Origin of the sequence: Lysobacter sp. CFH 32150 (assembly GCF_022758295.1) — a bacterium.
Classification (GTDB): Bacteria; Pseudomonadota; Gammaproteobacteria; order Xanthomonadales; family Xanthomonadaceae; genus CFH-32150.
In genome coordinates this window covers 58,609-71,580 of the sequence record NZ_JALDWJ010000008.1, presented here as the reverse complement: position 1 = coordinate 71,580, position 12,972 = coordinate 58,609, and the positions used below count along the sequence as shown (strand labels likewise).

12 protein-coding genes are annotated in these 12,972 nt (G+C 64.6%); 3 read left to right on the top strand and 9 right to left on the bottom strand.

Annotation, left to right across the window (positions count from 1 at the left end; translation table 11 throughout):
- Positions 1-2: 2 nt before the first annotated feature.
- A complete protein-coding gene (locus MO486_RS11850) occupies positions 3-1,061 on the bottom strand; it encodes an efflux RND transporter periplasmic adaptor subunit (protein ID WP_242907889.1) in 1,059 nt (352 codons plus the stop codon).
- A 123-nt stretch (positions 1,062-1,184) separates the two neighbouring features.
- On the opposite strand from MO486_RS11850, the gene MO486_RS11845 reads away from it, so the two are divergent.
- Together MO486_RS11845 and MO486_RS11840 are read left to right on the top strand one after the other, a co-directional pair.
- Positions 1,185-1,709, top strand: coding sequence for an O-acetyl-ADP-ribose deacetylase (locus MO486_RS11845; RefSeq protein ID WP_242907887.1), 525 nt, complete (start codon positions 1,185-1,187; stop codon positions 1,707-1,709).
- Positions 1,706-2,329, top strand: a complete 624-nt coding sequence (locus MO486_RS11840) for a DUF6498-containing protein (RefSeq protein WP_242907885.1) — start codon at positions 1,706-1,708, stop codon at positions 2,327-2,329. Before MO486_RS11845 ends, MO486_RS11840 begins: the two co-directional genes overlap by 4 nt.
- 52 nt (positions 2,330-2,381) lie before the next feature.
- On the opposite strand, the gene MO486_RS11835 is transcribed toward MO486_RS11840, so the two are convergent.
- The 4 genes from MO486_RS11835 to pyk all read right to left on the bottom strand — a co-directional run bounded on the left by MO486_RS11835 (position 2,382) and on the right by pyk (position 6,336).
- Entirely contained in the window at positions 2,382-3,392 is a 1,011-nt protein-coding gene (locus tag MO486_RS11835) for a class I fructose-bisphosphate aldolase (protein WP_242907883.1), read from the bottom strand.
- Between the two features lie 147 nt (positions 3,393-3,539).
- Entirely contained in the window at positions 3,540-4,142 is a 603-nt protein-coding gene (locus MO486_RS11830; RefSeq protein WP_242907881.1) for an energy transducer TonB, read from the bottom strand.
- 40 nt (positions 4,143-4,182) lie between these two features.
- Positions 4,183-4,758 (bottom strand): hypothetical protein, encoded by a 576-nt coding sequence (locus MO486_RS11825; protein ID WP_242907879.1) that lies wholly within the window; start codon positions 4,756-4,758, stop codon positions 4,183-4,185.
- A gap of 111 nt (positions 4,759-4,869) precedes the next feature.
- Positions 4,870-6,336 (bottom strand): pyruvate kinase, encoded by a 1,467-nt coding sequence (pyk, locus tag MO486_RS11820; RefSeq protein WP_242907877.1) that lies wholly within the window; start codon positions 6,334-6,336, stop codon positions 4,870-4,872.
- A gap of 39 nt (positions 6,337-6,375) precedes the next feature.
- Between pyk and MO486_RS11815 the strand changes: the two genes are divergently transcribed.
- On the top strand, positions 6,376-6,972 hold the full coding sequence (locus MO486_RS11815; protein WP_242907875.1) for a GNAT family N-acetyltransferase: 597 nt from the start codon (positions 6,376-6,378) through the stop codon (positions 6,970-6,972).
- A gap of 61 nt (positions 6,973-7,033) precedes the next feature.
- On the opposite strand, the gene MO486_RS11810 is transcribed toward MO486_RS11815, so the two are convergent.
- From MO486_RS11810 to MO486_RS11795, 4 genes are all read right to left on the bottom strand, one after another.
- Positions 7,034-7,243, bottom strand: a complete 210-nt coding sequence (locus MO486_RS11810; protein WP_242907873.1) for a hypothetical protein — start codon at positions 7,241-7,243, stop codon at positions 7,034-7,036.
- A 110-nt stretch (positions 7,244-7,353) separates the two neighbouring features.
- The gene (locus tag MO486_RS11805; RefSeq protein ID WP_242907871.1) at positions 7,354-9,624 is read right to left on the bottom strand and encodes a tetratricopeptide repeat protein; all 2,271 of its coding nucleotides are present in this window, start codon (positions 9,622-9,624) and stop codon (positions 7,354-7,356) included.
- Entirely contained in the window at positions 9,624-11,663 is a 2,040-nt protein-coding gene (locus MO486_RS11800; protein WP_242907869.1) for a DUF3857 domain-containing protein, read from the bottom strand. Before MO486_RS11800 ends, MO486_RS11805 begins: the two co-directional genes overlap by 1 nt.
- An 83-nt stretch (positions 11,664-11,746) precedes the next feature.
- Positions 11,747-12,919, bottom strand: a complete 1,173-nt coding sequence (locus MO486_RS11795) for a phosphoglycerate kinase (protein WP_242907867.1) — start codon at positions 12,917-12,919, stop codon at positions 11,747-11,749.
- Positions 12,920-12,972: the final 53 nt, after the last annotated feature.

The window sequence follows — 12,972 nt, the reverse complement described above, 5'->3', positions numbered from 1 at the left end:
GCTCAGCCCCGCTTTGGCGTTGTCGGCGTCGTGCCCTCGGCGACACTCGCACCTGGACGCAACTTGCCAGTGCCGTCGACCACCACGCGATCGCCGGCTTTCAAGCCGGACACGATCTCAGCCTGTCCGTCACGGCGCGCTCCAACCGCGACTTCTGCCTGCTCGACGCTGTGGTCCGCCTTCACCCGGTACACGAAGGTCTTCTGACCGACCTGCACGATCGCAATCTCAGGCAACAGCAGTGCCTGCCGTTCCGATCGGTGCAGTTCGACATTTACCAACATGCCCGGACGCAGTGCGCGATCCGTATTGGGAAAATCCGCGCGCACCGTCACTGCGCGCGTGGCCGGATCGATGCGGGCATCGATGGTGCTGACCAAACCATCGAAAGTGCGCTCCGGATACGCGGCGACACGGCCACTGATGTGCTGGCCTGGAGCGACCTGGGCCAAGGCGGCTTCCGGTACCGGGAAGTCCACGTACATCCGTGACACGTCATCGAGCGTGGCGATCACGGTACCGGGCGTGATCAACGCGCCCGGGCTGATCTGGCGAATGCCGAGCACGCCGGCGAATGGCGCGCGGATGTTGCGGTCGCCGATGGCGGCACGCATCTGCGCAACGCGCGCCTGCGCGGCATCGCGAACGGCGCGTTGCGTATCCAACTGTGCGCGCGCGATCAGTTGCTGCACAGCCAGCTCATTCTGCCGACGGTACAGGCGATCGGCTTCATTCGCCGCAGCCTGCGCCTCGGTCAGCGCGGCCTGCTGTGCCTGTCCGCTCAACGTCACCAGCACCGCGCCGGCACCGACCTCGTCGCCACTGTCGAAGTGCACGCGCTGCACGGTTTCGCTGACTTTTGCCGTCACGGTGATCGATTCTCGCGCACGTGCGGTGCCGATCGCCTGCAGGGTGTCACTGAAAGTGCGCGGCTGCACGCGCGTGGTCGTCACCGGGACCGGACGATCATCGCCGCGGTTGTTCGCCGCCGCTTCATCCTTGCCGCAGGCGGACAGGGACAGCAGGAGCGCCAGGGCGCAGATCGCGGTGGGGATTCGCATGCGTTTCTCTGGCCTGAGTGGAGCCGTGGATCTACGGGCGGCCGGGGCATTCTAGCCGTGGGGCGGTAACGTCCGCGTAGGCCATCGGTTGACCTGCGCCGCCGCCGGGCTTGCAATGAGCACATGCGCATCGAAGTCATCCATGGCGACATCACCACGCTGGCGGTGGACGCCATCGTCAATGCCGCCAACGAGACCTTGCTCGGTGGCGGCGGCGTCGATGGCGCCATTCATCGTGCCGCGGGGCCGGGGTTGCTCGCGGAATGCCGCTCGCTGCCGGAAGCGGGGCCGGGCGTGCGTTGCCCGACTGGCGAGGCGCGCATTACCTGGAGCCATCGCCTGCCCTCGCGCTACGTGATCCACACCGTTGGCCCGATCTGGAACGGCGGCACTTCCGGCGAACCGGTGTTGCTCGCGAGCTGCTATCGGGCATCGCTGCACCTGGCCGCAGAACATGGCCTCGACTCGATCGCGTTTCCCGCGATCAGTTGCGGCGTTTACGGCTATCCCCCGGTACATGCGGCGCCGCTGGCAGTGGCGGAAGTACGGGCCTGGCTCGCGGTGCATCCGTTGCCGCAGCGTGTGGTGTTCTGCTGCTTCGACGCGGCGATGGCCACGCGTTATCGCGCTATCCTCGCCGGGCGATGAGCCCGTCCGCCCGCAACCTGCTCCTGTCCAATGCCGCCACGCTGACGGCCGCGCTGGCGTTCGACTGGAACGTCGGCTGGCTGCTGTGGCCGTACTGGATGCAGAGCGTGATCATCGGCTGGTATGCGCGCAAGCGCATGCTGGCACTGCACAAATTCAGCACCGAAGGCTTCACGTCGAACGACAAACCTGTTCCGGAAGACGACAGCGGCAAGCGCTCAACCGCGAATTTCTTCGCGCTGCACTACGGATTCTTCCACGTCGGCTACCTGGTGTTCCTGCTTACCGGGCACGCCGTCGTCGGCTGGCGCGACGCGCTCGTCCTCGCTGCCTGCGGCGTATCGTTCGTGCTCTCGCAACAGCAGACGTACGCCGCGCAACACGCCGCGGACGTGCGTGGCAAACCCAACCTCGGCACGTTGATGTTCACGCCTTACCTACGGGTCGTGCCGATGCACCTTGCGATCATTTTTGGTGCCGGCAGCACGGGCGCCTGGGCGCTGTGGTTGTTCACGGGCTTAAAGACGATGTCCGACCTGGGCCTCGACGCGATCGACCGGCGGATGGCGGTGCGTGCGGCGGACAAAGTGGCGACGGCGCCGGAGTCTTCGGCGTCTTGAAAACAAAAACGCCGGCGCGAGGCCGGCGTTTTCGATCTGGGCGAAGCGCGTGTTACGCCGCCTTGCTCCACTGGCCGAGTGCCGCCAGGCCATTGTCGCGTGCACGTGCGTACACGGTCTGTTGGGCCTTGGCGACGTTGTTCACCAGGTCCTGCGACCACAGCTTCAGTGCCGCCGACTGCATCGCGCGGCCGTAGGAGAACGACAGCGGCCACGGATTCGGGCCCATGCGGTTCATTGCATCGAGGTGCGCGGTCGCATCCTCGTCGCTCTGGCCGCCGGACAGGAACACGATGCCCGGCAGGATCGCCGGCACGGTCGACTTCAGGCATTGCAACGTGGCCGCAGCTACTTCGTCGACACTGGCCTTCTCGCCGCTGGTCGTGCCCGGAAGCACCATCGACGCCTTGAGGATGGTGCCTTCCAGCAGCACGCTGTTCTGGTACAGCGAGTCGAACAGCGAACGCAGCACGACTTCGGTCACTTCGAAGCAGGTATCGATGTCGTGGCTGCCGTCCATGATCACTTCCGGCTCGACCATCGGCACCAGACCCTGTTCCTGGCACAGCGCGGCGTAGCGCGCCAGCGCATGGCTGTTGGCTTCGATGCAGGTACCGGAGGGAATGTCGTCGCCGATGTTGATCACCGCGCGCCACTTGGCGAAGCGGGCGCCGAGCTTGTAGTACTCCTCGAGGCGAGCACGCAGGCCGTCGAGGCCCTCGGTGACCATTTCGCCCGGGAAACCGGCCAGCGGCTGCGTGCCCTTGTCGACCTTGATGCCCGGGATGATCCCGTTGTCCATCATGACCTTGGTAAACGGTACGCCGGACTTGGTCGCCTGGCGGATGGTTTCGTCGTACAGGATCGCGCCGCTGATGTGTTCGCCCAACTTCGGCGTGGTCAGCAGCAATTCGCGGTACGCGCGACGCTGCTCTTCGCTGTTCTCGATGCCGACGCCGGCGAAGCGCTTGGCGATGGTGGCGTTCGACTCGTCGATCGCAATGATGCCCTTGCCCGCGGCGACCATGGCCTGGGCGGTTTCAGCAAGCTGTTCGATGCTCATGGTTTCTGGTCTGACCCGACTGGAAACCTTCATTATAGCTGGCCTGGAAGGTTTATCTCCGGCCTGAAACAGCCCGGCAAAACATGACTCCACCTGCCCGCAACGGCAGGCGGAGCCAGACCCGGCTGGGAACCTCAATTGCCGTTGCTACCTCACTCCCGCGGCGGCGGCGGCGGCCTTGATCTGCGCTTGCTCTATCTGACGGTTCATGCGGTCCAGTTCGTACTTATCCTTGCCGTTCATGAACTGCCGGGATTTCTGTTCCTGCAAGAACGCGGACAAGTTCTCGATCTTGCAATTGCCCCTCAGGGCGGCAGGATCCGTCGCTTCCTTGCCCATGAAATGCATGGTGGCCACGGTATAGGTCGGTTGCGGGCTGCTCACTTCGGGACGGGGCTTGAACTTCCATTGCGACAAGGCATTGGCTCCCGCTTGCGTGAACGCATCCCAAAATCCAGTGGCTGGTTCCTTTTCACCCGTGCTGCTGCTCCAGCTCTTCAACAGCGCGAAATTAGACGTCGACCCATCGGGCTCGATCGAATAGCCGATCGCCACACAGACATTGTCACCACGTTCGGCAAACGACGCAGGATAACCAGGGGCTGCCAGCTTGACTCCGTCGGCCAGCATCCATGCATCGCGGATGCCGCCTTCGTTGACGACTCGAACCCGGTCCTTTGCCGTGCCTGCCGTGGCATAGAGCGCAACGAGCACTGCAACCGACGCGTAGAGCTTTAGTCGACGACTCATGAAATTCTCCTTGAGGAAAAGGCGCGCTTACCAGACAGGTTCACATGCGTGGTTGCCGCATGGTGTCCTGTTCGCGCAGGTTGGAATCCAGCTCCAGACGGTCGAACAAGGCGGTGTTCATCTTACGTCTGGTGCTGGTGTCTTGGCGAAGCTCCCGCAACCTGGTCGCCAGGTTGGGGATGGCGCAGTGACTGCGCAAATCCGATGACCCTGCGAAGATCATGGTCGCGACCGTGTAGACAGGACGCGGTGCCGTCACCTCCGGCCGCGGCTGGAAGCGCCATTGTGACAAGGCTTGGGCCGCGGCATTGGCAAAGGCCGCCCAGTAGTCCTGGCTCCCCTTGTTCGGGACATCGACACTGGTCCAGCTCTTCAACAATGCGAAATCGGAAGTACTGCCGTCCGGGTTGATCAGGTATCCGAGGGCGACGCAGACCTCGGCGGGCTGTTCGACATAAGCAGCCGGATACACCGGCATCGCCAGCTTGTAGCCCTGCGGCAGGGTCCATTCATCGCGGATCCCGCCTTCGTTGACTACGCGGATGCCTTCCGCGGCCAGGACGGGTGCGCAAAGTGCACCTGCCAGACAGCCTGCCAAGAAGCGGAAGCACGTCATCGCCGGACTCCGGCAACTACCCCAAGCGACGAAATAGCACCACGAATAGCCGCGGTCAATGACCGTCAGTCATGCTCCTGAATGGTGCCAATCGCCGATCTCAGACCAGCGCTACAGCTCGCCCAATCCTTCCGCCCCTCCGCCCGCCCCGACCTGCAGCAGACGCAGCGTATTGGTCGCCCCGTGGTGTTCCATGTGGTCGCCGCTGGTAAAGATCACGCGGTCGCCACCGGTCAGCAGGCCGCACTCGAACAGCTGCTTGACTGCGTCGCGCGCGGCTTCGCGCGGGGCCAGGCCACGAGTGTCGAAATCGACGGGGAACACGTCGCGCATCAGCGCCATGCGCCGGCGCGATCCGGCGTGGCGCGACAGGCCGTAGATCGGCACGCTGGTGCGGAAGCGCGACAAGTAGCGCGCAGTGCCGCCGGATTCGGTCATCGCCACGATCGCACGCACGCCGATGTGTTCGGACAGGAACATCGTCGCCATCGCGATGGCCTGGTCGGCGCGCTCGAGGTCGCGCGGGGCCTTCTCGAAATCGGTGTCCATCTGGAACTGTTTTTCGGCGCCGACGCAGATCCGCGCCATCGCCTCGACCGCCTTGACCGGGTAGCTGCCGGCCGCGGTTTCCTGCGACAGCATGACCGCATCGGTGCCGTCGATGACCGCGTTGGCGACGTCGAGCACTTCGGCGCGGGTCGGGATCGGGCTGTCGACCATCGACTGCAGCATCTGCGTCGCGGTGATGACGACGCGGTTGCGCAGCAGCGACTCGCGGATGATCTTTTTCTGCAGGCCTGGCAGTTCGGCATCGCCGATCTCCACGCCGAGGTCGCCGCGCGCGACCATCACGGCGTCGGAAGCTTCGACGATCTCAGTCAGGTTCTCGATCGCCTCGGTGCGCTCGATCTTGGCGACCAGGGCGGCATCGCTGCCGTGCTTGCGCGCAATCGCCCGGGCTTCTTCCATGTCGGCGGCGTTGCGGCAGAACGACACCGCGATGAACTCGGCGCCGATCTGCGCCGCGACTGCGATCAGTTCGCGATCGCGCTCGGTCAACGCCCCCAGCGACAAGCCGCCGCCGAGCCGGTTCAGGCCCTTGCGGTTCGAAAGCGCGCCGTCATTGAGCACGGTGGTGACGATGCGCTCGCCCTCGATCCGTTCGACGCGCAGCTGCATCAGGCCGTCATCGAGCAGCAACGTGTCGCCGGGATGCACGTCGCTGGGCAGGCCGAGGTAACTGATGCCGACCTCGCGTGCGTTGCCAGGCGGCGCATCGGTCCGCGCGACCAGATCGAAACGATCGCCGGCCTTGAGTTGCACGCGTCCTTCGGCAAAAAGCTCGATGCGCAGCTTCGGCCCCGGCAGGTCGGCGAGGATGCCGACTTCGACGTTGGCGCGTTGCGCGGCCTCACGCACCGCTTGCGCGCGCGCAAGCTGCGCAGCCGGATCGCCGTGCGAGAAATTCAGGCGGACTACATCGACCCCTGCACGCAGCAGGGCATCGAGCACGCCCGGCGCATCGGTGGCCGGGCCCAGGGTGGCGAGGATTTTGGTGCGGCGTCTATGTTCTGGCATGGTGACGAAACTATCACAGCGCCGCGACACGACAACACCATGCGCAGCAGTACCCACGATGCATCGATCAGTACCAGGCTCGCCTCCCTGCCCGCCTTCCCCAGGCTGCAGGGCAAACGGCTGCATCTGCGCGGACCGCGGGCGGAGGATGCCGACGGACTGTTCTCCCTGTTTTCCGATCCGGCGGTGACACGCTACTGGAGTCGGCCACCGATGACCGAACGTGGCGAGGCCGAAGGCCTGATCGCGGAAATCGATGAGGGCTTCGAGCAGCGCGAGAAGCTCAACTGGATCGTGGTCGGTCGTGACGACGATGCGGCGATCGGCACCTGCACCCTGTTCCACTTTGACGCCCGCCATCGCTACGCCGAGGTTGGCTACGCGCTGCGCTCCGACCTGTGGGGCCAAGGGCTCGCGCGCGAAGCGGTCGCGCTGGCGCTGGACTGGGGGTTCCGCACACTCGGACTGCATCGGATCGAGGCCGACATCGATCCACGCAACGATGCCTCGCGCGGACTACTGCAACGCCTGGGCTTTGTCAGTGAAGGCGTGCTGCGGCAGCGCTTTTTCGTCGGCGACGTGGCCACCGATTCGGAAATCTTCGGCCTGCTGGCGGACGACTGGCAACACCATTGACCTGGAAAGGCAAAAGCCCCGGATCAGCCGGGGCTTTTGTTTCATTCGTAACGTCCGGGTCTCAACTCGCTTCGCCGCAACTGGCAACGAACACGGCATCGTCGGTGCGTATGCCCCAACTCCAGTTGGACTGGCACCCGACCGATTCCGCACCGACCTGCTGGCCAGCCGCGTCAAAGTACTGGTAGTGACCGGCCAGGCAACCGCCGCCGCCTGCGAGGCTGGCGCTGGAGGCCATGGTCAGAACGATGCTGATGACGAATACCTTCATCCGGCCCATTGGAGTGCCTCTCCCTGCGATCGCGGCCACGGCGGCCGCGCCGGGCACGTTAGTGTGGCCAGTGCATGCAAGGCATGAAGACGAGGACAGCCATCACACTTTCATGGCTGCTTGCGAACAACCGGCTCGATATAGCGCTGCCGCCTGGCGTAGAGCGCCAACCGGTCGCGATAACCACGCGTGTCGTCTTCGTCGCTGCTTGCCGTTGCGGAGGCATTGGCCTTCTTCAACAGCTCGATCGCCCGTGCCTGCAGTTCCGCGGCGCGCTTGTAATCGCCTGCTGCGGCATGGCAAGCGGCGACGGTATCGAGTGCGGTCGCGCCGAGGCTTTCGACGTTGCCCATTTTCCCGACAGAGGCCAATCCGGCCTTGGCATCGAAGACAGCGGCATCGGCGGACGTACACAGCGCCCACGCCAGGTTATTGGATGCCCCGGCCGCACCTATGGTTTCGCCTGCCCGCCACAGTTCGAGTGCACGGCTCCTGGATTGCGGCGTCTGTTTCTTGTAGTAGAGCCAATAACCATAATCGGCATAGGCTCCTTCTTCCTTCGCCTCGATTGCGCGCTCCATCCAGCGCGTGCCTTCAGCTTCGTCGACGTTGCCAAGCTCGCCTTGCAGGTACGACATCCCGAGCATGTATTCCGAAGCGTGATCGCCTTTTTCGGCATCGGCCAGCAACCACTGCTTCGCCTGCCCGGGATCCTTCTTCATGCCTCGACCAGCGAGCGCCATCACGGCCAGGCGTCGACGCCCTTCGGCGACGTTATCCGCGTCGGCCAGCGCGCGATAAATCTCGACGGCGCGATCGACTTTGCCAGAGACGCCTGGGCGCTCCCATTCGTACAGTTCGGCGAGGAACAGCACCGCCTTGATGTCGCCGCTATCCACCGCGGCCATCAACCAGCCTTCGGCATCGGCCCAGCGGCCTTGCTGCGCGCTGAGGCTGGCCAGATAGCGTTGGCTCCAGGTATCGCCGCCGTGCGCTGCCTCGGCAAGCATGCGCTCGCCAGCTACGCGGTCGGCGGCAAGGCCATCGCCATCGAGCAAAGCCAGGCCATAGTTCGACTGCGCTTCGGCATTGCCCGCCTCGGCGGCACGCTTGCCCCATTCGAGGGTCTCCTGCTTGTGCTTGAGCCGTGCGTGATATCCCGCGAGCATCGCGTAACCGGAGCCGAGTCCGTTGTGCTTCGGCTCTGACAGGAATGCCACTTCAGCGTCATCGAATGCTGCTTTCGGATTGGCGACGAATTTCTCCCGGATCAGCAACAGCCGTGCGTTCGCGTTGCCTCGCGCTTGTGCCTGGACCAGACGTTGCCGCAGCGCATCCGGCAAGGCGCTCTTGTGGTTGATGGCCCAGAGTGCCGCATAGGTCAGCGTCGCACCGTCGTAGCGCCAGCGCTTGTCCGCTGCGTCGAGCAGCTGACGGGCGCTTTCCGCATCCGGTTTGACGCCGACACCCTCGGCATAGGCGTAGGCCAGCAAGGTCATCGGCAGCGCGTACTGCTTTTCCGCTTGCGGCAGTACCGCGTCGACGAAGCCGTCACCGCAACCCGGGAACGGCTTGCTGGCGCAGAGCGACAGCCAATTGAGTGCGGACTGGATGCCGCCACGTTCGGCGGTCACACGCAGCTTGGCGACTTTGTCCTTGGTGGCGGCCACGCCGATGGCGTCACGCACCGCCTGGATGTCGAGGCCGAGGATGTCGTTCGCCTTCACCTGGCTGTCGACGAACGCATCGACGTATTGGTTGCGGTTGAACGGAAAACCGGAAAAACGATCCTTGCGATCGATACGCTGGATCGTGTCGATGTAATCGAATTCCAGGTGGTGCTCGAGCTTGGCCTCGGGATCCCACGCTGCGATTACCAGTGGGAAATAGCGCTTGACCGCCACCTCGGCGTAGTAGTCGTAGCGGTACTCGAGGCCGCTGGCATGCAGCAACGCGTAGGCGTCGTCGGGACGCAGTACGCGGATCGGCTTGGGATTGATGGTGTTCGATGCCTGCGACAACGCCAACTTCGCCAGACCCGCCAGGGCAGTCAGGGCGTGTTCGGCACCGGTATCGTCCCCGACGGCTTCGGCGCAGAGCATGGCGGCGCGACGCAGGACGATACTCACAGGTGCTGCAGCGACCGCGGCATTCAGCGCATCGGCATGCTCGCGACACAACGCTGCATCGACGCCATCGGGACGGTACCCGACCTTGTCGAGCACGTCGTAGGCGGGATAAGCCTGCTCGAATTCGGCCTTGTCCAGGAACAGTTCCCACGCCCGCGCTGGATCGGTGCTGGCGATATCGGCGGACGCCTGCGGCTCGGCCGCCATCACCGGCCACGCCACGAGCGCGGCCAGCAAAAGACACGTGCGCATCATTCCTTGGCTCCGCCGTCGATCACATCCTTGAGCAGTGCCTTCAGCCGCTGGTCGCGCTGCTGCTGGTCCAGCCCGGCCGGCATGTGGAAGCGCAACCGCGCCGACAGGCTCTCGCGCAGTTTGCGCAATTCGCCGAGATGGGCGGCGACGCGTTCCGGCATCACTTCGGTTTCCTTCACGCGCATGTCGTAGACCAGCTTGACCGAACGGTCGGCGACCTTGAGGTCGCGCTTGTAGTCGAAGGCGGTGGAGGCATAGGAGACGTCTTCATTGCCGAAGGTAGCGCTCCAGCGTTCCGGCAATTCGATCTGGACCTCATGCCTGTAGTGCGATGGCTGGGCGAAATCCAGCGGGCCGGTACGCGCCATCGACGGCGGCAGCACGCTCGTGCCCTGCAGGGCTTCGCCATAGACTTCGAGCGCCCTGACCCCGCCTTCGTTTTCGAACGGCGACTTCAGTTCATAGGTCTCGACGGTCTTCAGCGTATTGGCTTCGCGGTCGTCGGCGAGCGTCGGTGACGCCAGCACGTCGAGGTCGCCATAGCGTTTGCGGTAATAGTCGGCGTAACGACGTGACAGATCCTCGCTACGCTCGCTCGCGAGGGAACGGCGCGCGTAATTGGCCGAGCGGCCCTGGTACACGGTTTCGATGCGCAGCTTGATGCTGCGTCCGTCGACGCTGGGCACATACTGTTCGACGGACTGGATACCATCGTTCGCATCCCGGCCCGGTGCGATGGTTTCCAGCGCCGCGACGCCTGCGGTGATCGGCAGGGCAACGCCATACGGGCTCAGGTCGCTGTCGCGTGGATCGCCGCCTTCCTGGGTCATGGTCGGATCGACCCACAGCACCGTGCCGGCCACGGTCGCGCGGACCACGACATGGTTGAACACCGATGCCGTGGGTACGAAATCCTTCAGCGCGCGCCCGCGTTGCGTGGACACCAGCGCTGGCACGCCTTGCAGGCCCACGCGCCCGAGCAGCGTCGAAAGCAGATAAGCCTTGTCCTTGCAGTCGCCGTAGCGGCGGCGCCAGGTTTCGGCCGGTGGCGTCGGACGATGGGTGTTGTCGCCCATTTCCACACCGAAATATCGGATCTCGTCTTGCACCGTGCGCAACAACGCCTTCATCCGTGCATGCGGATCGGCGATCTTCACCCACGCAGCGATCCTCGCCTCCAGGTCATCGGGCAGTGCATCGACCTTGGGATATAGCGGCAAGGCCCAGGTGACCACGTCGGCCCAGCTGCGATCGACGGCGATCTGCACCGTCGGGTACGGTTGGTACCAGAGCGGATAGTTCTCCTCGTTGATGACCGCGGCCGCGCCGTGCTTGTGGGCCAGCGCCTCCACGCCATCGGCGGTGGTGCGGATCACCGGTTCCGGGGCGGCATTCTCGCGATGCGCGCGCAACTTGCTGCCCGGATCGTCGAGGACGCGCAGATAGCTGTCGAGCACCGGGTTGTGCCATCCGAGCTGGGTCCAGTCAGCGGTCTGCCCGGCGAGGATCGGGTTGCTGCCGGCGACGGTGTAACTGACGCGGATGACGTCATCGACGCGGACGTCGTCGAGCACGATCAACGCGGTCACTTCACCATCGGCCAGGTCTTGTTCGAAACCACTTTCGCGCCGCGCCAGCGAGATCTTGTCCGGGAACAGGCGGTCGAGCCAACGACCGTCGCGGCGCAACTCAACGCGATGGATCAACAGCCGCTGGTAGTTCGGATTGAAGGTGATCTGGAAGCGGCCGGCCTCGCCGATGAGCGACTGCGATTTCGGCTCGAACACGTGGTCGGCATAGACCAGGTCGCGACCAGCACGGCGATCGGCCTGGATGTCGTACAGCCAGTAACGCCAGCGCGGTTCGTTCGCGCCCGGTGCCGTCGTATCCCATTGCGCCGGGATTTCGCGCCTGGTGATGAAGGCCGGTTCGGCCCCGACCGAGAAACGGAAGTCGCCGCGTACGTGTTCGGTATCGCCTGCACGCACCCCACCTGCCACCAGCGCCAACAGCAGCGCCCACTGCCCGAATCGCATCCCCGCATCCCCTGTGTACTGCTCGTATCGCAGCCTACTACAGGCAAATTCCGGCGCAACGGCCGCGCTGAGATGAATGCGGCTCAGGCGCGTGCTTTCAGCGCCGTGACCGCGGGCAGCTCCTTGCCTTCGAGGAATTCAAGGAACGCGCCGCCACCGGTGGAGATGTAGGACACGTCATCGGCAATGCCGTACTTGTCGACCGCGGCCAGCGTGTCGCCACCGCCGGCGATCGAGAACGCCTTCGATGTGGCGATCGCGCGCGCCAGTGTTTCGGTGCCATGGCCGAAGGCATCGAACTCGAACACCCCGACCGGACCGTTCCACACCACGGTGCCGGCATTCCTGATCAGCTCGGCGTAACGCCGCGCGGTGTCGGGGCCGATGTCGAGGATCATGTCGTCGGCATCGACCGCATCGACGGCCTTCACTGTCGCCGGTGCATCGGCGGCGAATTTCGGTGCGACGACGACATCGGTCGGCACCGGGATATCCGCGCCGCGTGCCTTCGCGTCGGCCATGATCTGTCTTGCAGTGTCGATCAGATCCATTTCGACCAGCGACTTGCCGACGCCATGCCCCATCGCGGCGATGAACGTATTGGCGATGCCGCCACCGACGATGAGCTGGTCGACCTTGCCGACCAGCGACGACAGCAACTCCAGTTTGGTCGACACCTTGGAACCGGCGACGATCGCCAGCAGCGGCCGTGACGGGTTGTCGAGCGCCTTCGCCAGTGCATCCAGCTCGGCCATCAGCAGCGGACCGCCCGCGGCGACCTTGGCGAACTTGATCGCACCATGCGTGGATGCCTGCGCCCGGTGCGCGGTGCCGAACGCATCCATCACGAACACATCGCACAACGCGGCATATTTCTTCGACAGGGTGTCGTCGTCCTTGCCCTCGCCGACATTCATGCGGCAGTTTTCCAGCAGTACCAGTTGGCCCGGCTGCACGTCGACGCCGTCGACCCAGTCCTTCACCAGTGGCACGTCGATACCGAGCAATTCGGATAAACGCAGAGCCACCGGCGCCAGCGAATCGGCTTCGCTCCACACGCCTTCCTTCGGCCGCCCGAGGTGCGAGGTCACCATCACCGCCGCACCCTGCTGCAACGCCAGCTTCAGCGTCGGCAAAGCGGCCGTGATGCGTTGCTCGGAAGTGATGCGGCCCGCCTCGATCGGCACGTTCAGGTCTTCGCGGATCAGCACGCGCTTGCCGGCGAGGTCGAGGTCGGTCATGCGGAGGATGGACATGGGGATTCAGCGGCGACAAAGGGGCCGCTATTGTCGCGGTCGCGGCCGCCACG